Annotated in this window: 11 protein-coding genes; 10 read left to right on the top strand and 1 reads right to left on the bottom strand. The window is 63.7% G+C overall.

Annotated features, from left to right (window positions below; translation table 11 throughout):
* Positions 1–1,665 carry an ATP-dependent acyl-CoA ligase gene (locus tag I6F36_RS09995; protein WP_225125896.1) on the top strand — a complete coding sequence of 555 codons (1,665 nt, stop codon included), beginning with the start codon at positions 1–3 and terminating at the stop codon, positions 1,663–1,665.
* 12 nt (positions 1,666–1,677) lie between these two features.
* Here I6F36_RS09995 and I6F36_RS09990 read toward each other — a convergent pair whose 3' ends face one another.
* Complete coding sequence (locus I6F36_RS09990) at positions 1,678–2,184, bottom strand: MarR family winged helix-turn-helix transcriptional regulator (RefSeq protein ID WP_036034548.1); 507 nt, start codon at positions 2,182–2,184, stop codon at positions 1,678–1,680.
* Between the two features lie 281 nt (positions 2,185–2,465).
* Here I6F36_RS09990 and I6F36_RS09985 point away from each other — a divergent pair, with 281 nt between their 5' ends.
* From I6F36_RS09985 to I6F36_RS09945, 9 genes are all read left to right on the top strand, one after another.
* Entirely contained in the window at positions 2,466–4,784 is a 2,319-nt protein-coding gene (locus I6F36_RS09985; protein ID WP_225171357.1) for a bifunctional salicylyl-CoA 5-hydroxylase/oxidoreductase, read from the top strand.
* A 16-nt stretch (positions 4,785–4,800) separates the two neighbouring features.
* A complete protein-coding gene (locus tag I6F36_RS09980) occupies positions 4,801–5,979 on the top strand; it encodes an acyl-CoA dehydrogenase family protein (RefSeq protein WP_225171356.1) in 1,179 nt (392 codons plus the stop codon).
* Between the two features lie 18 nt (positions 5,980–5,997).
* Positions 5,998–6,429, top strand: coding sequence for a RidA family protein (locus I6F36_RS09975; protein ID WP_057029852.1), 432 nt, complete (start codon positions 5,998–6,000; stop codon positions 6,427–6,429).
* 283 nt (positions 6,430–6,712) lie between these two features.
* Positions 6,713–7,861, top strand: coding sequence for an amidohydrolase (locus tag I6F36_RS09970; RefSeq protein ID WP_225125894.1), 1,149 nt, complete (start codon positions 6,713–6,715; stop codon positions 7,859–7,861).
* Between the two features lie 249 nt (positions 7,862–8,110).
* Entirely contained in the window at positions 8,111–10,471 is a 2,361-nt protein-coding gene (locus I6F36_RS09965; protein ID WP_225125893.1) for a TonB-dependent siderophore receptor, read from the top strand.
* A 359-nt stretch (positions 10,472–10,830) separates the two neighbouring features.
* Entirely contained in the window at positions 10,831–11,058 is a 228-nt protein-coding gene (locus I6F36_RS09960; protein ID WP_225171355.1) for an MbtH family protein, read from the top strand.
* Positions 11,059–11,079: 21 nt separating this feature from the next.
* The gene (locus I6F36_RS09955; RefSeq protein ID WP_225125891.1) at positions 11,080–11,835 is read left to right on the top strand and encodes a thioesterase II family protein; all 756 of its coding nucleotides are present in this window, start codon (positions 11,080–11,082) and stop codon (positions 11,833–11,835) included.
* Entirely contained in the window at positions 11,804–12,772 is a 969-nt protein-coding gene (locus tag I6F36_RS09950; RefSeq protein WP_225125890.1) for a TauD/TfdA family dioxygenase, read from the top strand. Before I6F36_RS09955 ends, I6F36_RS09950 begins: the two co-directional genes overlap by 32 nt.
* Before the next feature lie 56 nt (positions 12,773–12,828).
* Positions 12,829–22,560 carry a non-ribosomal peptide synthetase gene (locus I6F36_RS09945; RefSeq protein ID WP_225171354.1) on the top strand — a complete coding sequence of 3,244 codons (9,732 nt, stop codon included), beginning with the start codon at positions 12,829–12,831 and terminating at the stop codon, positions 22,558–22,560.
* The last annotated feature ends 2 nt before the right edge of the window (positions 22,561–22,562 follow it).

Genomic DNA, 22,562 nt, shown 5'->3' with positions numbered 1-22,562 from the left:
ATGGTCGCAATGGAGAAAGATGCGCTGGCGAACATCACCGAGGTGGTCGGCGGTGAGGATGTGACGCCTGCCTGGGCGCGCGCGATGGCGTCGTTTCCGCCGTCTGAGCGCATCCTCTCGACGATGCTCACGCGCCAGGCGGAGCGTTACGGCGATCGCCTTCTGCTCGTTGCCGGAGAGGCGCGTTGGAGCTTTACGCAGGCTGCGACGATTGCGGCTGCGTCGGCCCAGACGCTGGTCGATGCCGGGATCAAGCCGGGCGACCGGGTCGCGCTGATGTGCTCGAACCGTCCGGAGTTCTTGCAGGTCTATCTCGGCTGTGCGTGGCTGGGGGCGATTGCGGTCCCGATCAATACCGCCTTGCGCGGCTTCCAGCTGTCCCACATTTTCCGCAACTCGCGTCCCGCGCTGCTCGTCATCGAGGCTCAGTTCGCCAGCGCGGTCGAGAGTGTCGAGGCGGATGTCGAGCTGCCGCCTCGGACCTGGATCATCGGAGCTGCCGCCGACGCAATCGGTGCCAGGCTTTCCGCGGTCCCGCTGCCGCCTCTTGGCGCCGCAGCCCCGGCCGGCGCCGTGCGTCCCGGTGACACCGTTGCGATCCTCTATACGTCGGGCACCACGGGGCCTGCGAAGGGTGTGTGCTGTCCGCAGGCGCAGCTGTTCTGGTGGGGCGTCTATTCGGCGCGCGCGCTCGGAATCCGCGAGGGCGATGTGCTGTTCACCACGCTGCCGCTGTTTCACACCAACGCGCTGAATGCGTTCTATCAGGCGCTGCTGAACGGATGCACGTACGTGCTCGAGCCGAAGTTCTCGGCTTCCGGCTTTTGGGCTGCCGCGCGACAGCACAATGCGACGGTCAGCTATCTGCTCGGTGCGATGGCGTCGATGCTCCTGGCACAGCCGAAGAGCGCAGACGAGTCAATGCATCGTCTTCGTGTCGCTCTTGGCGGCGGCGTGCCGCCGCAAATCCACGGCCCGTTCCGCGAGCGCTTCGGCGTACCGCTGGTCGACGGCTACGGGTCGACGGAGACGAATTTCGTGTTCGCCGGCACGATTCCGTCGGATCGGGCGGGGACGATGGGGTACCTGGCCGATGGCATTGAGGCGCGGATCGTCGACGAGAATGATTCCGCGCTGCCTGATGGAGAGGCCGGCGAGCTCGTGCTTCGCGCGAGAGAACCCTTTGCGTTCGCGTCCGGCTATTTCGGCATGCCGGAGAAGACCGTGGAGGCCTGGCGAAATCTGTGGTTCCACTCAGGCGATCGGGTCGTTCGCGATTCCGACGGGCATTATCGCTTCATCGATCGCATGAAGGATTCCATCCGCAGGCGCGGCGAGAACGTGTCCTCGTGGGAGGTCGAGCAGGCGATCCAGGCGCACCCCGCGGTCGCTGCCTGCGCGGTCTACCCGCTGCCGTCGGAGTTGGGTGAGGATGAAGTTGCTGCTGCGATTCTGCTGGAACCGGGCCACTTGCTACAGCCCGTCGACATCGTCAGGCATTGCGAAGGACGGATCGCCTATTTCGCTATTCCGCGTTATGTGCGAATCCTCGGTCAGATGCCGCTGACGGAGAACGGCAAGATCAAGAAGGGCGTGCTGCGCGATGCGGGTGTCACGACGGATACATGGGATCGCGAAGCGGCCGGAGTGAAGGTACGACGCTGACGTCGTATCCGCTCAAGGTTTTTGCAAGGCGTCCCTGACGGCGGCCTTGAGTTCGTCGAGCTCGCCGATCAATCCATCGAACCGATCTGCCGGGAAATCCGCCAGGAGCTCGGCAAGCCACGCGCCGTGGCTCTTGGCCATTCGCCTGAAGATCTTGCGGCCTTCGACCGTCATACAGACGATCTGCACCCGCCGGTCGAGGTTCGACGCCGTGCGGGTGATGTATCCATCTGCGACCAGGCGGTCGACGATTGGCGTGAGGTTCCCGGCCGAGACCATCAGGCGCTTGGGCAGCTCTCCCAGCACAAGTCCGCTTGGTTCGCGGTCGAGCTGCGCGAGAACGTCGAAGCGGGGCATCGTGAAGTCGAACTCTTCGCGAAACCGGCGCCGCAACTCGCTTTCGATGAGGGACGTGCAGGCGAGCAGTCGGAGCCAAAGGCGTGTTTGAGCCCTGTACTCAGCCTCCTGATCCGTCTCGTTCCTGGCCGAAACAGGGGTGGACTCCTTCGCGAGTGCCAATCGAATCTCCCGGGCTTCGTGGCTTACGAAAGCTGGCGCAGCTCTCGTGGACATTGGCAAGATAGTTCGTGCCAAAAGTAAATTCAAGGCTGGGTCCGGGGGATCCGGAATCGGCGCCGCCGTGCATCCGATTTACACTAAAATTCAGATCGACGCCGCGGCGAGGGGCGTGCCCTCCAGGGCCTTTGCAGAACCGCCTTGACAAGGCACGCGTCGAGGAAATATTTTATACTTAAAATAATTGGGTGAGAGCTCGGCGCAACGCGCGAAAGCGAGGGATCATGCGCATAGTCTGTATCGGCGGCGGGCCGGCCGGCCTCTATCTGGGCCTCCTGATGAAGCGTCGACATCCGGAACATGTCGTCACGGTCGTCGAGCGCAACAAGCCCTACGATACGTTTGGCTGGGGGGTGGTATTCTCCGATGCCATGATGTCTGCGATGCGTCTTGCCGACCCCGAAAGCGCGGCCGAGATCGAGGACGCCTTCAATCACTGGGACGACATCGAGCTGGTCTTCAAGGGGACGCGGCAGCGCACGACCGGCCACGGCTTCATCGGCATTGGTCGCAAGCATCTGCTCAACATTCTCCAGAGGCGCTGCGAGGCTCTGGGTGTCGAGCTCGCCTTCGAGCGTGAGGTGGAGTCCGATCTTGAATTCCCCGACGCCGACCTGATCGTGGCCACCGACGGTGTGAATTCCAGGATTCGCGCCCGCTATGCCGAACAGTTCCAGCCGGACATGGTGATCCGGCCGAACCGCTACATCTGGCTCGGCACCAAGAAGGCGTTCGACGCCTTCACGTTCGATTTCCAGAGGACCGAGCACGGCTGGTTCCAGGCACACATTTACAAGTTCGACGCGGAGACCTCGACCTTCATCGTCGAGACCACGGAAGAGACCTACAATGCTCACGGGCTGGGCGAGCTCGATCAGCAGGGGTCGATCGACTTCTGCGAGAAGATCTTCGCCGAGACGCTCGACGGTGCGAAGCTCTTGACCAACGCCCGCCATCTGCGCGGCTCGGCCTGGCTCAATTTCAGCCGCCTGATCTGCGGCAAATGGAGCGTGTTCAACGGCCGCTCCCATGTCGTGCTGATGGGGGACGCCGCGCACACCGCGCATTTCGCCATCGGGTCGGGCACCAAGCTCGCGCTCGACGACGCCATCGAGCTCGCCAACCAGTTCGATCGCCATGGTCACGGGCGCGACCGCATCCAGACCGTGCTGGAGGCCTACGAGGAAGTACGCCGCGTCGACGTGGCGCGCATCCAGAACGCCGCGCGCAATGCGATGGAATGGTTCGAGGTGGTCGGCCGGCGCTATGCTGATACGCTCGAACCGCCGCAATTCTTCTATTCGATGCTGACGCGTTCCCAGCGCATCAGCCATGAAAACCTGCGCCTGCGCGACCGTGCCTGGTTGGAAGGATTCGAGCGATGGTTTGCCGCGCGCTCGGGCATCGCCGTCGAGGACGGCGAACGGGTACCGCCGCCGATGCTGACGCCGCACCGCGTGCGCGGCCTCACGCTGGCGAACCGCATCATGGTCTCGCCGATGGCGATGTATTCGGCGAAGGACGGGCTGATCAACGACTTCCACATCGCCCACCTCGGAGCGCGCGCCATGGGCGGCGCCGCGTTGATCTTTGCCGAGATGACCTGCGTCTCACCGGATGCCAGGATTACGCCGGGCTGTCTCGGGCTCTGGAATGATGAGCAAGCGGCACAATGGCGCCGGCTGGTCGATCTGGTCCATAGCCTCGGACATGCCAAGGTCGGCATCCAGCTCGGCCATGCCGGGCGGAAGGGATCGACCCGGCTCGCCTGGGAGGGGATTGACCAACCGCTGGCTTCAGGCAATTGGCCGCTGATCTCGGCTTCCGCGCTGCCCTATCTGCCGCACAGCCAGTTGCCGCGGGAGATGAACCGCAGCGACATGGACCGCGTCCGCGACGATTTCGTCGCCGCAACGCGCCGTGCTGCCGACGCCGGTGTCGATTGGCTCGAGCTTCATTGCGCCCATGGCTATTTGCTGTCGAGCTTCCTCTCGCCGCTGACCAACCGGCGGACTGACGAATATGGCGGCAACCACGAAAATCGTGCGCGCTTTCCGCTGGAGGTCTTCAGGGCGATGCGCGCAACGTGGCCATCCGATCGGCCGATGTCGGTGCGGCTGTCCTGCCATGATTGGACCGAAGGCGGCAACACGCCGGCCGACGCCGCGATCTTCGCTGCGATGTTCAAGGAGGCGGGAGCAGACGTGATCGATTGCTCCTCGGGACAGGTCTGGAAGGAGGAACGGCCGATCTACGGCCGCCTGTTCCAGACGCCATTCGCCGATCTGATCCGCAACGAAGTCGGCATCGAGACGATAGCAGTCGGTGCGATCTCCGAGGCCGATCACGCCAACTCGATTCTCGCGGCTGGCCGCGCGGATCTCTGCGCGATTGCGCGGCCGCATCTCGCCGACCCGGCCTGGACGCTGCACGAAGCCGCGCGCATCGGCATCACAGCGGTCAACTGGCCGAAGCAGTATCTGTCCGCCAAGGGACAATACGAAGCCAATCTGGCGCGTGCCGCTGCCGTGGCCGCGCAGTGAGCGAAGGAGGGATCGGATGAACTCCGTGGTAAAGATGATCCGGCGCGAATGGCTGGACTGGCCGTTCTTCGAGCCCCGCCATCTTGCGATCGGCGAGGCGCTCGATCGCTTCGTGCAGTCGGGAGCCCTCGACAAGATCGATCACAATGATGTGGATGGTGCCTGTCGCAAGCTTGTGCGCGCGATGGGCGCGGCGGGGTTGCTCGATTGCGCGGTCGCGGCGCCCGATGGCGATGCGACGTCGATCGATTCCCGCTCGATCTGCCTGTCGCGCGAGTCGCTGGCCTATGCCGATGGCCTCGCCGATTTTGCTTTCGCCATGCAGGGGCTTGGCTCCGGAGCGATTGCACTGGGTGGCTCGGCGGAGTTGCGCAAGGCCGTGCTGCCGAAGGTGCGTTCCGGCGAATGGCTCGCGGCCTTCGCGCTCTCCGAGAAGGAGGCGGGGTCGGACGTCGCGGCGATGTCCTGCACGGCGCGGGTCGACGGCGACAACTACGTCATCGACGGCGAGAAGACCTGGATCTCGAACGGCGGCATTGCCGACGTCTATACGCTGTTTGCGCGAACGGGCGAGGCGCCGGGCGCCCGCGGCATTTCGGCCTTCGTCGTCTTTCCGGATGATCCCGGTTTTAGCATTGCCGAGCGCATCGACGTCATCGCGCCGCACCCGCTGGCGACGTTGCGCTTTACTAATTGCCGGATTCCCGCGAGCCGTAGGCTCGGCGCGCCCGGGGGCGGGTTCAAGCTCGCGATGCAGACGTTGGATATTTTCCGCGCATCGGTCGCCGCCGCAGCCCTCGGCTTTGCCCGTCGCGCGCTCGACGAGGCATTGTCGCATGCCCGCAGCCGAAACATGTTCGGTGCGACGCTGGGGGATCTTCAACTGACCCAGGCCGCGCTCGGCGACATGGCGACCGACACCGACGCGGCGGCGCTGCTGACCTACCGCGCGGCCTGGCGCCGCGATGTCCAGAAGCTTCCGACGACGCGCGAAGCCGCCATGGCGAAGCTGACCGCCACCGAGACCGCGCAGCGCGTCATCGACCGTGCCGTCCAGATGTTCGGCGGCCGCGGCGTGCGCAAGGGAGAGGTCGTCGAAAGTCTCTACCGCGAAATCCGCGCGCTGCGCATCTACGAGGGTGCGACCGAGGTCCAGAAGTTGATTGTCGCCCGCGAGCTGTTGAAGCCGCGCTGAAGGGATTGAGAACTACGCATGAGCACGATCAGCAAGCCGGAAGTCCCCGCGACGCGTGGTCTGCAACTGCTTCAGCCCAGCGGCTGGCCGCAGCCGAAGGGGTATGCGAATGGCGTCATGGCTGAAGGACGACTCATCGTGACGGGTGGTGTGGTCGGTTGGGACGCAGCCGGGCGATTTGCGGACGGCTTCGTTGCGCAGGTCCGCCAGACGCTCGAGAACATCGTCGCGATTCTGGCAGAGGGGGGCGCGCGGCCGGACCATCTCGTGCGCCTGACCTGGTACGTCGTGGACATGGACGAATATGTGTCGAACCTGAAAGCGCTCGGCAAAGTCTATCGCGAGGTCATTGGCACCCATTACCCCAGCATGGCGCTGGTGCAGGTCGTGCGTCTCGTCGAGCCATCCTCGCGTGTCGAGATCGAGGCGACGGCCGTCGTCCCGCGCTGACGAAGGCGTCGGCCGCAGGCCCGCGGCGAGACCGCGACGATGGAAAGCTCTCTACGGCGCCCGTGATGGATTGGAGCGAGAGCTCAATATTTTCAATCGGCTAAGGGGCGGCGTGTGCACGATGTGTGCACCGGGAGATGCACAAAAATCTATCGACTGCAAATTTGAGCAGACGGTCTGAGGCGTGATAGTGAGCTCGGCTTCCGCGCGATCGAATTGACGAGAGCAGTGCAGCGACTACAACAGGCGTTTCGCCGCCGGTCACGAGTGAGAAAGAAGCCCAATGTTCCTGACCGAGAACGATCTGAATGAATTGGTGGCATGGCGACGCCATCTTCACGCCGTGCCGGAACTGTCGGGGCAAGAGGCAAAAACCGCGGAAGCCGTGCGGGCCCGTCTTCAGGCGGCGGGTGCCGACAGGATCGTTTCGGGCCTCGGTGGTCACGGCGTGCTTGGAATCTATGATGGACGTGAGTCTGGCCCGACGATCATGCTTCGGGCCGAACTGGATGCACTGCCGATCCAGGAAAAACCAGAACTCAAGCATCGATCACTGGTAGCAGGAAAGGCCCATCTCTGCGGTCATGATGGTCATATGGCAATTCTGGCGGCCGTAGCGCAAGATCTGAGCCAGCAACGTCCAAGCCGAGGTCGCGTAGCACTCCTGTTTCAGCCGGCCGAGGAGGACGGGTCCGGTGCGGCCGCCGTTCTGGCTGACGCGAAGTTTGAGCAGGTGCGGCCCGACTTTGTCTTCGCGCTGCATAACCTTCCAGGCCTCGGTCTTGGACAGGTCTCTCTTGCCGAAGGTTTGGTGAATTGCGCCTCGCAAGGAATGCAGATCAGATTATCAGGACGAACGACGCACGCGTCGAATCCGGCGCTCGGTATCTCCCCGAAAGACGCGCTCGCCAGGCTTCTGCTGGAGATACCCGCGCTCGGGCGCGGGACGGAGCTAGACGACGACTTCTCAATGCTGACGGTCACCCACGCAAGACTTGGGGAGCCTGCGTTCGGTATCGCGCCGGGCTTCGGCGAGTTGTGGGCGACACTGAGAACATGCACCGACGTGATGATGGAACGGCTCCGCCTGGAGGCGGAAGACTTGGTTCGGCGCGTGACGGCCGGTGAGGGGCTGAGCACGGAAATCGCTTATCGCGACGTCTTCAATCATTGCGCAAACGACGTCGATGCTGTTGCCCAGCTTAGAAGCGCGCTGGACGCAGAGGGGGTGCGACATTCGGCGGAGGGCCTTCCACTGCGTGGCTCCGAGGACTTCGGACGTTTTGGCTCCCGTTCGAAGTCGGCGATGTTTTTCCTGGGAGCCGGCAAAGAGCATCCCGGGCTGCATGAGTCGAACTACGACTTTCCGGATCAGTTGATAGAAATTGGTGCAAGAATATTCGTGCGCACCATACGCAACCTGCTTGGCTAAATAGAGAATTCCGGACGGAGTGACAGCGTATCGCCTGCATGTCACATGTTGGATCGGCGCTTAGAACGATTTGAAACTAGAAGCTTTCGAAAATTTGCAGTGAAGTTCGAAGCAGGAAATCGCTTCTCCGATCACGACGGTTTCGTCGTGCAACCTTAGATAATTTCTAGGTCCCAATTCCTTCTCGCAGCACCGTCGTATGTTAGGAAGCGACGGGGACGTGCTTGCAAGTGGAATTGGGGCGCAGGAATGTTGCGTGAACTCTCGGCCAGGAAAATCGTGCGTACACTATCGTTGGGCGCGGTGAGTTATCTCGCACTGTCGATGGAATCTTCGGGTGACCTTCAGCATGCGGTTGCGCAATCCAATCTGCCGCCCGTGACCGTGGATGCCCCCAAGCCAAGAGTTCGTCAGCCGGTCCAGAGATCACAGTCGACGCGCGCCTCGCGTGGACAGCGATCAGTCGCCGCGGCGCCTCCGCGCCAGGCTGCACCCGTTCCCTATGTGGTGCCCTCGACCGGAACGGTCGGCACGGTGCCGCCCGCCTACGCAGGCGGCCAGGTTGCAACCGGCGGAAGCCTCGGTCTGCTCGGCAATCGCGGCGTGATGAACACGCCGTTCAACCAGACGAGCTATACGGCGGAGCTGATGCAGAACCAGCAAGCGCGCACGATCCGTGATGTCCTGGCGAATGATCCCTCGGTCAGGGTCGTTCAGGCAGCCGGTGGCGGTGCGGACAGTCTCTTTATTCGTGGCTTTTACTACGACAGCGGCGACTATGGGCTGAACGGCCTCTACGGAATCGCACCATACTATTCTTCGGGCGCAAATTTCGTGGAGCGCGTTGAAGTGCTGAAGGGCCCGAGCGCATTGCTCAATGGCATGACGGCCGGCGGCACTGGCGTTGCGAGCGGCGGTGCAGTTGGTGGAAGCGTCAATCTGATCACCAAGCATGCGCCCGACTTCGACATTACGCAGCTAACGGCAACCTATGTCTCACGATCGCAGTTTGGTCAGAATATGGACGTTAGTCGCCGCTACGGGGAGCATAAAGAGTGGGGCGTTCGACTGAACAGTACCTACTCGAACGGAAACACGCCGTGGAACCGTCAGACTGACGAATTCGGAAACGTCGTTCTGGGCCTCGATTATCGCGGAGAGCGCGTGCGCGCGGCGGTCGATATCGGCTATCAGGCCGATAATCTGAAGCCGCCGTTGCGCTTCTTTACGATTCCGACCACGACCACACTCATTCCTCCGCCACCAAAAGCCGGGCTCAATTTTCAAGTTCCCTGGGCCTATTATGCACCGACCGATTTCTTCACGACCGCGCGCAGTGAGGTCGACCTTGCTGACTGGGTGACTGCCTATGCAGCATTTGGCTATCACGACAGCAATATCAATTACACTTACCCGTCGCCAATTCTGACGAACATGAGCGCGCCGCCAAGCGTGTTTCAGCTGGGGGGGATATCTTCTCAACCAATACGTGGCAAAGAAACATTCGAAACGTTCGCCGGGGAGACTGGCGTTCGCGCCAATATTGACACCGGTCCCCTCAACCACGCCGTAAATGTCAATTACTCGATCAACGACCGAACCTACCGCCAGCAGGTCTGGAATCGTACCCCGAGTCCTGCTGCCAATCTAATCTACTGGAACCTTTACACCGAGCCGACAAATATTCCGCAACCCACGCTGAACAACATTGCGGCCAACCAGTGGACGAATGTTTCTCTTGAGAGCGTCGGGATTTCGGATACGATCTCACTCTTGGATAAGCGTGTCCAGTTTACGGTCGGCGTTCGCCACCAGACGGCCGGGTCGGAGGTCAGGAATTTCCTCGCGCCCGGTCTGAGCCGACCGGAGCGAGATGCGTCTGTGTGGAGTCCGGCATATGCGTTGCTCGTTAAGCCGGTTGAGAACGTCTCGCTTTACGCAAACTACATTGAGGGACTGCAGACGCCGACTGTGGTCGGGGGTACATTTGCGAACGTCGGGACTGTTTTCCCGCCGGCGCAGACGAAGCAGGCCGAGGCAGGAATTAAGATCGACGCTGGTCGATTCACAACTACGCTGAGCGTGTTCGATATAAGCCAGCCGAGCATCATCGGAGTTGGTTCCGGCGTATCTGCGACTCAACAACTCAATGGTAGACAGCGCAACCGGGGTACAGAGCTCAACGTCTTCGGCGAGATCACTCCCGACATCCGCGTTCTCGGTGGCGTCGCACTGATCGACGGTGTGCAGGAGAGAACTCCAGGCGGGCTGACCGACGGAAAGAAGGCGGTCGGCGTCCCCGTCGTCAACGTCAACATGGGCGCAGAATGGGACACACCGTTCGTACCAGGCCTCACGTTCACGGGTAGGGTTATCTATACGGGCTCGCAGTACGTCAACGTTACGAACACGCTCACTTTGCCGGAATGGACTCGCGTCGATATTGGAGCGCGATATACCTTTACGTCGCCCTGGAACGGAAAGCCGATCGTGGTACGTGCCAACATCGAAAACGTCGGAAACAAAGCTTACTGGGCCTCGGCGTATAACGGCGTCATCACGCTTGGCGCGCCTCGGACCTATCTGGTGTCTACCACTTTCAACTTTTAGGCAGCTTTCCTGGAAGCCGGAGTTCATGCCGCCGCGGGATCCGCGGCGGCATTGTTTCGTCGTGGCCGATTCAACGCATTCATGACAACACAATGAAACGCTGCCGGCGACAAAAGCGCGGGATCACGCCGCCTCGGAAAAGTTCCTCCCTGCACAGTTAGAATTGCAGCAATCTGCGACGTGTTCTGAAATCTCGATAAATTGCCGCATGTTGGCGCGCCACGCGGAGGTTGCATTGCATCCGCTCGTCGCCAGTTTTGAGGTCTTAAAAAAAGTCGCGTCGATATTGCTTTGACCCTCGTCGGCTTCTCACCTAGTCAAACGTCTCTGCTTTCGCTTTCCGAAAAGGGGATCGCGCCATGATGGTGTTCGACAGAGACGACGTCACCTTCACCGTCGTCGTCAATCACGAAGAGCAATACTCCATCTGGCCGATGTTCAAGGAGATTCCGGCCGGCTGGAGGGCGGTGGGCAAGTCAGGCAGCAAGAAGGAATGTCTCGACCATATCGAGCAGGTGTGGACCGACATGCGCCCGCTCAGCTTGCGCAAGTTCATGGACGGCGCGTCGCCTCAGCAGACGACGTAGTCAGCGAAGTCCGGTCGTCCGATGCGGCTTCTTTGTCTGCCCTATTCCGGCGGAAGTGCCATGTTCTATGCGCGGTGGCGCAGGCTTCTGCAGTCGTGGATCGACGTTCGGCCGGTGGAATGGCCCGGCCGCGGTGCGCGCATGGACGAGCCGCTGGCGACCGATCCGCGCGTGCTGGCGGCGCAGCTGGCTGGTGAACTCGCGGCGCAGCTCGACGGGCCCTATGCATTGTTCGGGCACAGCCTCGGTGCCGTGATCGCGTTCGAGCTCGCACATGGCCTGCTCGATCGCGGAGTGCCTGCGCCGGCCATTCTCTTCGCCTCGGGTGCGGAAGCGCCGGCGGTGCGGGACGGCAGCAAGTGGCGCCATCCCCTGAGCGACCAGGCGCTGATGCAGGAGCTGCGTGATCTTCAGGGCACACCCGACGAGGCGCTGTCGAATGCCGAGTTGATGCGATCCGCGCTGCCGGTGCTGCGCGCAGACTTTCTGATGTGCGGGGCCTATGTCTACCGGCCGCGGCGTCCATTGCCGTGCCCCGTACACGTTTTTGGCGGAGCGGACGACGAGACCAGCCGCGAAGCACTCGAGGCTTGGCGGCAGGAGACCTCGGCGGCATTCACGCTCGATATTCTGCCCGGGCATCACTTCTTCATTCACACAGAGCAGGCCGAACTGATCGACCGGATCGGCTGGGCGCTGGCCCGGCAATCGGGGCAATCGATTGCTTCGCATCGGAGCGAGGATCATGAGCGCGTTCTCCGTCCAGCCACTCATTGAGGGCAAGGCTCTTCCCATGCTGCTTAGGGCAGGTGAGGCCGGGCAGCCGCTCGGCGAAGCCCTTCCCGTGCTGCGCGCGACGATCGACCGGTACCTGACCGACAGCGGCGGCATCGTGTTTCGCGATTTCGCGCTCGATGGTCCCGATGCGTTTCGAGCCTTCGCGGCCGATTTCGGTCATCCGCTGCTGACCTACGAGTTCGGGTCGACGCCGCGTTCGCAGGTGACCTCAGGCGTCTACACGTCCACGGAATATCCGCCGCACCAGCATATCCCGCTGCACAACGAGCAGGCCTATACCCGCGATTGGCCGATGAAGATCTGGTTCTACTGCATGCAGCCGGCGCTGGAAGGCGGCGAGACCCCGATCGCCGACAGCCGCGCCATCTATCGCGACATGCCGCCGGCCATTCGCGGGCGGTTTGCCGACAAGGGCGTGATGTATGTGCGGAACTACGGCAACGGGCTCGACGTCGACTGGCAGCAGGTGTTCGGCACCGACTCCAGATCGGAGGTGGAGGCTTACTGCGCTCGCCACGACATCGAATGCGAGTGGAAGGAAGATGGGGAGCTTCGTACGCGCCAGGTCTGTCAGGGCACGGCGCAGCACCCGGTCACCGGTGACTGGGTCTGGTTCAACCAGGCGCATTTGTTCCATGTCTCCAATCTCGAGCCGGAGGTGCGCGAGAGTCTGCTCGACGTGGTCGAGGACGAAGCCGATCTGCCGCGCAACGTCTTCTATGGCGACGGTTCGACGATCGAGGATGAGACGCTGTCAACGGTCCGGACCGTTCTCGAGAAGCACAGGATCAGCTTTCCCTGGCAGGCCGGCGACGTCGTGATGCTCGACAACATGCTCACTGCGCACGCGCGTGCCCCGTTCAAGGGGCCGCGCAAGGTGATCGTCGCTATGGCCGAAGCTCATCGGCAAGGGTGATCGGCGGCACTCGGCGTGGGGATTCCCGGCGCGCGGCCGGACAGGAATTTGAGAACATGGACAGATCCGACCTCGTCGAACGCTTGCGAGAGCATGCCGCCTTGCGACCGGAGAAGGTGGCGTTGCGATTCCTGGAGGGCGACGACGTTGCCGATGAGCTGACGTTTGCCGCGCTGGACGCTCGGATCAGGGCGCTTGCGGCATGGTTTCAGCAGATGGGCGGTGCGGGCGAACGGGCGGTGATTCTGCTTCCGAGCGGGATCAACTATGCCGTCGCATTCTATGCCTGCCTGTATTCGGGCGTAGTCGCCGTGCCGGCGTATCCGCCTGAGGGCGGTCCCGAGCGCTATGCAGGACGACTGAACGGTATCCTGCGGGATGCCGCGCCTCGCTTCATCCTGATGGAGACGGGGCTGCGCGGTCTCATCGAGGCGGCATTGCCCGAGCTCGCCGACGTGGAGATCGTTGCGGTGGACACGATTTCGCCCGATCTCGCCGCGGACTGGTGCGAGACGAGGCCTGCCACCGATGGGATCGCGTTCCTCCAATACACATCCGGCTCGACCTCGCAGCCGAAGGGCGTTTGCGTCTCCCATGGCAATCTAGCGGCCAACGAGCGTGCGATCGAAGCGGTTTGTAGTGGAACGCCGGACGATGTGTTTGTGAGCTGGCTGCCGCTCTATCACGACATGGGGCTGATCGGCGGACTTCTGAACCCGCTGTTCACGGGCTTTACCGGCGTCCTGATGTCGCCACGGAACTTCCTGGAGCGGCCACGGCGCTGGCTCGAGGCCATCGACCGTCACGGCGGCACGTTGAGCGGTGGCCCCGACTTCGCGTACTCACTCTGCACCGACCGCATCTCGGAAGAGACCATCCGTCGGCTCGACCTCAGCCGGTGGAGGTTTGCGTTCTCGGGCTCGGAGTTCGTCCGCCGCACCACCTTCGAGAAATTTGGCGACCGGTTTGCGCGGGCCGGGTTCGATCGACGGGCGTTGACGGCTTGCTATGGACTTGCGGAGGCGACGCTGCTGGTCACGGCCGGCGACATCACCGCCGAGACCGTCAGCTACACGCTCGACACCGCGGAACTTGCCGCCGGCCGCATCGCGAGCGCCAGCGAAGGCACGGACCTCGTGGCATGCGGTCGAACCGCCGCTGGTCACGCCGTGCGCATCATGCGCGTCGACGAATCGGCGGTGGCCGAGGCGAATGAGGTGGGCGAGATCTGGGTCACTGGTCCCAGTGTCGCGCTCGGCTACTGGAACAATGTCGAGGCCACGCATCAAGCCTTCGTCGAGCGAGATGGTGCGCGTTGGCTGCGGACCGGCGACATCGGCTTCCTTCGCGACGGCGCACTCGTGGTGGCCGGTCGTCTCAAGGACCTGCTGATCGTTCGCGGGCAGAACGTCTATCCGACGGATGTTGAGCAGGCGGTCGAAGCCGAGGTCGAATCCGTCCGCAGCGGACGGGTTGCCGCCTTTCCCATCGAGGTCGAGGGGCGTGAAGCCATCGGAGTGGCGGCGGAGTTCAGCCGCGCCGTGCTCAAGCGTAGCAATCCGGAAGCGCTCGCACATGCGATCGGCGAAGCCGTGCTCCGGCAGGCGCAGGAATATCCGGCCGTGATCGTTCTGCTGAACCCGCAAGCGATGCCGCTGACGACGAGCGGCAAGCTGCAGCGGTCGGCCTGCGCAACGCGTCTCGCCGACAACACGCTCGACAGCTTCGCGGTGTTCGAGAGAGGGCGTCGCCGCGGCACTGCATCCCTGACGGTGCCGGCGACTGATACCGAGCGCGCCGTCGCTGCGATGTGGTGCGAGGCGCTTGGCGTCGCGGCGGTGCATCGCGAGGACGATTTCTTTGTGCTGGGCGGAAACTCGATCGCGGCTGGCCAAGTAGCCGCGGCGATCCGCGACCGCCTGAACGTGGAAGTGGAGCTGCGCACCTTCTTCGACGCGCCGGCGCTTGCGGCCTTCGCTGGCCGGATCGATGTTTTGGCGGGCACCGGCGCTGGCCGGGCGCTCCCGCCGATCCCATGGGCCGTCGCGGCCGATCGCACGATGCTGTCGCACGCACAGGAGCGGCTCTGGTTCCTCTGGAACATGGATCCTGCTGGGACAGCCTATACCGTTGCGAGCACAATCGGTCTGAAGGGACGGCTCGACCGTGCAGTGCTTTCGCGTGCTTTCGGCGAGATCGTCCGTCGTCACGAGATATTGCGCACCACGTTCATCGCCAGAGACGGCCGTGGGACGCAGCTCGTCCACGATGTCATGAGCATCGGCGTTCGGCACGAGGATCTCCGCGCCTATTCTGTGCGGGAGCGCTCCGAGCGCGCGGAGACGGTCAGGCGATCAGAGCTCGGCAAGCCGTTCGATCTCGTGAACGGGCCATTGTTGCGCGTCGTGCTGCTTCAATTCGCGGACGATGCGTATGAACTGCTGCTGCTGGCCCATCACATCATCGTCGATGGCAGGTCGCTTGATGTGTTGCTCGAAGAGCTGGCCGCTCTCTATCGAGCCGGTACTGGTCAAGGCGCAGGCGTGCCGCCGGTTCCGGCAATTCAATATGCTGATTTTGCGGCCTGGCAGCGAAGCTGGCTTGCGGGCGGCGAGGGCGATCGGCAGCTCGCCTATTGGCGCGCCAAGCTCGGCGATGTTCACCCGGTGCTGGCGCTGCCGCATGATCGGCCGCGCCCGACGATCCAGAGCCATGCCGGCGATACGATCGGTCTGGCCATCGACGCCGTGCTTGCGTCCCGGCTCCGGGAGATCGCCGGCAAGCAGCGCGTCAGCGTCTTCATGCTGCTGCTCGGCGCATATTACGCGCTGCTCCAGCGCTACACCGGGCAGAGTGATTTGCGTGTCGGCGTGCCGGTCGCCGGGCGCCGGCATACGCAGCTCGAACGACTGATCGGATGTTTCGTCAACACGCTGGTGCTGCGGGCCGAGATGACCGCCGAAGCGAGCTTCACCAGCCTGTTGCGTCAGGTCAGGGAGTCGGTGGTCGAGGCGCTGACGCACCAGGATCTTCCGTTCGAAATGCTGGTCGACGGCCTCAAGCCCGAACGCAGCGGTGGGCAAAATCCCCTGTTCCAGGCGAAGTTCAACTACATGACGGCGCCGGGCGGTTTCTCCGGCGTCGGGGGGCTCACTGCCGACATCGACATTGTCGATCTCGCTGGTTCGCATTTCGATGTCGCCCTCGACGTCATCGATGGCGTCGGCATGAAGGTCACGTTCAACTACGCCACCGATCTGTTCGAGCGTCCGACTATCGCGCGATTGGCGACGCAATTCGGTTCGATGCTGCGCCAGATTGCCGACAACGCCGAGCGGCGGATATCGGACTTCGTCATCGACGACGGACACCGGCAGACCGTGCCGAGTGAGGCTGCGGCGTTCGGCTTCGCCGATGTGGTGAGCCTTCATCGCGCGGCGACAGTCGATCGACAGACCGCCATCGCCATTCGATGCGGCCGGGGGCAACTGACCTTTGCGGAGCTCGAGCAGCGGTCAAATCGTATCGCACACGCCCTCATCGCGAAGGGCGTGGCACGCGAGACACCGGTTGCGCTGTGGATCGAGCGCTCTCCGGCCTTTGTCGTCGCCTTGCTCGGTGTGCTGAAGGCGGGCGGCTCTTATGTCCCGCTCGATCCGAAATGGCCGTTGGAGCGCGTCCGCCGTATCCTGACCGACGGTGGCATCGACATCATGCTTGCGGCGGGCGACAAATTGGCGGATGCGCGCGAGCTGGGCTGCCTGGTGCTCGACGCGGAGGCGGAAGCGGCGCGCGCCGAGGTGTCGAGCCTGCCGCCCGACACGATCATTCACCCGGCGCAGACCGCTTACGTCATCTATACCTCCGGATCGACCGGCGCGCCTAAGGGCGTCAGCGTCTCGCACGGGGCCTTGGCCAATTACGTGCAAGCCTTGTTGCAGCGCCTGAAGCCGCGCCCGTCGGCGAGCATGGCGATGGTTTCGACGGTGGCGGCCGACCTCGGCCACACTGTCCTGTTCGGTGCGCTCGCATCCGGCGGCACGTTGCATCTGCTGTCACCGGAGGCCGTGTTCGATGCGGATGCGTTTGCGCAAGCGATGCGCGAGGGCGAGGTCGACATTCTCAAGATCGTGCCGAGCCATCTGCGAGGGCTGCTTCAGGCCTCGCACTCGGCCGATCTGCTCCCCCGCGACGCGCTCGTCCTGGGCGGCGAGGCGTGCGATGGCGCGCTGCTGGACGACGTCCGGCGTTTGCGGCCGGAATGCCGGATCCTGAATCATTACGGGCCCACGGAAACGACCGTCGGTGCGGTGACGCATGAGTGCGCGGCAGGCCGCGGGGACGGTTCGGTTCCGATCGGTCTGCCTCTTGCCAATCTGCGCGTCCATGTCCTCGATGACGCCTTGAACGAGGTGCCGATCGGAGTCGTTGGCGAGCTCTATGTCGGCGGCGCTGGGCTGGCGCGGGGCTATCGCGGCGCGGCGGGCCTGACCGCGGAACGCTTCGTGCCGGATCCGTTCGGCGCCGCGGGCGGGCGCCTCTACCGAACCGGGGATCGTGTCCGCTGCGACCGCGAGGGCCGGCTGATATTCCTGGGTCGTTCTGATGACCAGATCAAGTTGCGCGGCTATCGCATCGAGTTGGGCGAGGTCGCGCGCGTTATCAAGGCGCTGCAGGGAATCGGTGACGCGGTGGTCGTTTCACGCGCCATCGGTGAAAGTGAGCGCCAGGAGCTGATCGCCTATTGCGTGGCTGAGAGCGGCGCCGCTCCACAGGCCGATGCGATCAAGCAACAGCTGGCTGCAATCGTGCCGGACTATATGGTTCCGTCACACATCGTCATGTTGGCGCAATTGCCGCTGACGCCCAATGGAAAGGTCGATCGTCGCGCCTTGCCCGAACCGGCCGAAGAGGGGGCGTCGGCCGGCTATGCCGCGCCTGCGGGGGATATTGAAATTGCCATCGCGGCGGTCTGGTGCGAGGTGCTCGTTCGCGAGCGCGTCGGCCGTAATGACAATTTCTTCGAACTCGGCGGCGATTCGATTCTGAGCCTGCAGATCATCGCCCGCTTGCGCAAGCGCGGCATCCGGCTCACTCCGAAGCAGATCTTCAGCCAGCAGACGATTGCCGGGTTGGCGACGGTCGCCGTGATATCGGCGGGGACGACCAAGAAGGAGAGACCGGCGGCGAAGGCGTCAGTCGGCGACACCGCATCTGGCATGCCCCATCTGATGCCGATTCAGACGCGCTTCTTCGCCGAGGACATTGCCAACCGGGATCACTGGAACCAGGCGGTTCTGCTGCTGCCCCGTATGCAGGTCGATTGGGAGACGCTGCGGCGCGCGCTTGCGGCCATCTCGGACCATCACGATGCGCTGCGTTTGCGGTTCAAGCAGGTGGATGGCGCCTGGCGGGCGGAGCAGGGCCCGGCACCGGCGTCATCCGAACTGTTATGGATTCACGCGGGCGTCGGCGGCGCGACGGACATCACGGCGCTCGCCCGTGCCGCGCAGGAAAGCCTCTCACTGTCTTCGGGACCGCTGCTGCGCGCGGTCGGCATGGACCTGGCGGACGGTAGCCAACGCTTGCTGCTTGCGATCCATCATCTCGTCGTCGATGGCGTGTCCTGGCGTATCCTGCTGGAAGACCTGGCGTTGGCCTATGACCAGCTGCAGCGTGGCAGTCCCGTCGCGCTGCCGCCGAAGAGCGACTCCTTTGCCTCGTGGAGCGAGCGGCTGCATGCCTATGCGGGAACGGCGGAGATCGCGGCCGAATTGCCGTATTGGCTGGATCGTGGCGCCGGCGCACGCCTGCCATGCAACGACGACCATGGCGATGTCGATCGCGTCGGTGATGGCGGCGAGGTGTCCTTGGTGTTGGATGCCGACCTGACGTCACAGCTCCTCGAACAGGCGCCGGCTGCCTATCGGACCCAGGCCAACGATCTCCTGCTCGCCGGTCTCGTGCGCGCGGTGTCGCGCTGGAGCCAGCACGACGAGATCACCGTGGAGCTCGAAGGCCACGGCCGCGAGGAGATCTTCCCAGATGCGGATGTGTCCCGCACCGTCGGCTGGTTCACGACGGCCTTCCCGGTCCGGCTGAAAGATGCAGGCGACGAGGCGTCGCTGATCAAGGCGGTCAAGGAGACGCTTCGCGCGATTCCGAATCGCGGGATCGGCTATGGCGTGTTGCGCCATCTCGGCTCCGAGCAGCAGCGCCATGCTCTGGCTCAATTGGCGGAGCCGCAGATCGTCTTCAACTATCTAGGCCGCTTCGACGCCAACATAGGCACCAACCAGCGCTTCTCCTTCGCAGCGGAGAGTGCAGGTCCCTCGCGTAGCGCCACGGCACCCATGCGCGGCTGGCTGAACATCACTGGCCTCGTGCGTGACGGCCGATTGGAACTATCTCTCGGATACGGACGCAAGCGCTACCGGGACGCGACGGTCGAGCGGCTCGCCGCACATTACAAAGACGCACTGCGCGAACTGATCACCCACTGCTGCAATGGAGCGTTCGGCCTCACGCCATCGGATGTCCCGCTGTCTGGGCTCGCTCAAGCCGACCTCGACCGGTTGGCTGCGAACCTGGATCTGCGCGGCATCGAGGACATCTATCCGCTCTCGCCGATGCAGCAGGGCATGCTGTTTCATGCGCTGCGCGACGGTGCCAACGACGCCTATGTGAATCAGGTCGGGCTCGAGCTGTTCGGCGTCGATGCCGGCAAGCTGAAAGCCGCGTGGCAGATGGTCAGCGACCGGCATGCGACCCTGCGGACCGGGTTTGTCTGGCAGAACCTGTCGGGCGCAGCGCAGCAGGTGGTGCATCGCCAAGTGACGGTGCCGTTCGTCGAGGAGGATTGGCGCGACAGCGCGCCTGCGGATCTGCAAGCCGCGCTGGCGGAGATGTCCCGGCGTGAGCGCGCGATGGGCTTCGACATTTCGCAGCCGCCGCTTCAGCGTATCCGTCTGATCCGTCTCGACGACGACAGGCATTGGCTGATCTGGACCCATCATCACATCTTCGTCGATGGTTGGAGCTCGGCCCGGCTCGTGGCCGAGGTGTTGCAGCAGGCGAGCGGCCGCCCGCTGCCGGCCGTGCAGGGCGGCTATCGCGACTACATTGCATGGTTGCAGGGCCGCGATCGCGAGAGCGCCGAGAGGTTCTGGCGCGAGGCTCTGGCAGGGCTTGAGGCGCCCACATTGCTCGCGAACACACTGACGCCCCCCAAAACATCCCTCGCCGAAGGCCATGCCAGCGTCGGGCTTGCGGTGGACGCAGCGTTGACCGAGCGATTGAAGTCCTTTGCAAAGCATGAACGGGTAACACTCAACACGCTCATACAAGGGGCATGGGCGCAGCTGCTGCGGCGTCATTCGGGGCAGTCCGCGGTCTCTTTCGGCGTGACCATCTCGGGTCGTCCGGCCGAATTGCCCGGTTCAGAGGAGATGGTGGGCCTCTTCATCAACACGCTTCCCATCGTCGATGCGACCAGCCCGCAAGCTATCGTGGGCGATTGGCTGCGCCAGTTGCAGGAACAGAATTTGGCGCTGCGCGAGCACGGTTGGACGCCGCTCTACGACATTCAGCGCCTCGCCGGCCGTGCCGGGCAGCCGCTGTTCGACAGTATCCTGGTGTTCGAAAACTATCCGATCGACGAGGGGGTGCTGCGAGGCGGGGAAGGTGGTCCGCGGCTGGGACGTGTGGCGCATGTGACGCCGACAAACTATGCGCTGGCGGTCGCGGTGTTCGCTGCAGGCGATCGGCTGAACATTGAATTCAACTATGACCGGTGCCGGTTCGACGAGGCGGCGATCCTGCGCCTTCGCGACATTCTCCACGGCCTGCTGGACCGGATCGCGGCGAATGCGGAACGTGCGCTCGGTGATCTCTCTGCGGCAGGCGAGCAGGACGCGCGACGAGCTCTCGAATGGAGTGGCGCAGCGCGGCTGACCTCCGCATCATCCTGCGCCGACGTCGTGATGCATATCGAAGCGCAGGCCGCGCAGGCGCGGTCTGCCATTGCCATCGTCTGCGGCGACCAGCGCATCTCCTATGGCGAGTTGAACGCGCGTGCGAACGCGCTCGCACGACGCCTTCGCCTCTGGAACGTCGGTCCGGATCGGCTGGTCGGCATTGCCTTGAGCCGAAGCCCGGACATGATCATCGCGCTGCTCGCGGTTCTGAAGGCCGGAGGCGCCTATCTGCCGCTCGATCCGGATTATCCGGCCGAGCGGCTTGCCTACATGCTGCGTGACGGCGGCGCGGCGCTGGTCCTGACGCAAGGCGCGCTGCTCGAGCCGCTTGCACCGGTGCTGCGCGAAGCCGGGGTCGAGGCGCTCTGCATCGACGAGCCATCGCCGCGCGCCGGCGAGGACGGCGGGAACCTCGACATCGAAATCCATCCGGACAGCCTGGCCTATGTCATCTACACGTCCGGGTCGACCGGCGCGCCGAAAGGCGTGGCGGTTGCGCGCGGACCGCTGGCGATGCATTGCGAAGCCATCGGCCGGCTGTACCGCATGACCTCGCGTGACCGCGAGTTCCAGACGGCATCGATCAATTTCGACATCGCCCACGAGCGATGGCTGGTACCGCTGATGACGGGCGGTTCGCTCGTCCTGCCTTCGAAGCCCGGTCTCCTGATTGACGATCTCGTCAGCGAGATGACCCGCAACGCGGTGACCTCGATCTTTCTGCCGCCGGCCTATGCGGATCAATTGAGCGCGGCATTGCGGCAGGGCGGGCGCAGGCTGGCGATCAGGGCCTGTATCGTCGGTGGCGAAGCCTGGTTCGATACCGGAGTCAGGGCATTTCGAGAAGCTTTCATTATCGATCTTCTGGTCAACGCCTACGGCCCGACCGAGACGGTGATCGCGCCGACGGCGTGGATCGTCGACGCCGCCGCGTTGACACCTCACCAGCCCGCACCGATCGGACGGCCCGTTGGTGCGAGGTCGGCGCACATTCTCGATTCCGACCTCAATATCGTTCCCGCCGGCGTCACCGGCGAGCTGTTCATCGGTGGTGTTGGCCAGGCCCGCGGCTATCTGAACCGGGCTGCACTGACCGCGGAGCGGTTCGTCCCCGATCCGTTCAGCGACGATGGCACGCGCCTCTATCGCACCGGCGATCTCGCGCGCTGGCGCAACGACGGCGTGATTGAATATGTCGGCCGCGCCGACCAGCAGGTGAAGATCCGCGGCTTCCGTATCGAGCTCGGAGAGATCGAGGCGCGTCTGCTCGAGCAGCGTGGCGTGCGTGCGGCGGCCGTTGTGGCGGGCGAAGGCCGGACCGGGCGCCAATTGTTCGCCTATGCGAGTGGCGGGCCGTCGCTCGACGGCCGCGCCTTGCGCGATGCACTGTCCGCCGTTCTGCCTGACTACATGGTGCCGTCGTCGGTGACGGTGCTGGAGCAGTTGCCGCTCACCGCTAACGGTAAGATCGATCGGCGTGCACTGCCGGCGCCGGGCGAGGATGCGTTGGCGAGTCGCACCTACGAGGCACCCGAGGACGAGATCGAGCTGGCGCTGGCCGGGATCTGGGCGGAGCTGCTCGACGTCGATCAGGTCGGACGCAACGATCACTTCTTCGAGCTCGGCGGACATTCCTTGCTCGCAGTGCGGGTGCTGAGCCGGGTGTCGCAGGAGATCGGCGTGTCAATCGCGGTCTCGGATCTGTTCGCTCATCCCGATCTTGCCTCATTTGCCCGGGTCGTGTCGATCAGGCTCATCGAGCAAGAATTCGATGCCGAAGAGCTCCAGGAACTGGTGGGAACGGAGCAGTGAGC

The organism is Bradyrhizobium sp. BRP19 (assembly GCF_020194195.1).
Classification (GTDB): domain Bacteria; phylum Pseudomonadota; class Alphaproteobacteria; order Rhizobiales; family Xanthobacteraceae; genus Bradyrhizobium; species Bradyrhizobium yuanmingense.
The sequence above is the reverse complement of the archived record's forward strand: the minus strand, read 5'-3'. Positions and strand labels throughout refer to the sequence as shown.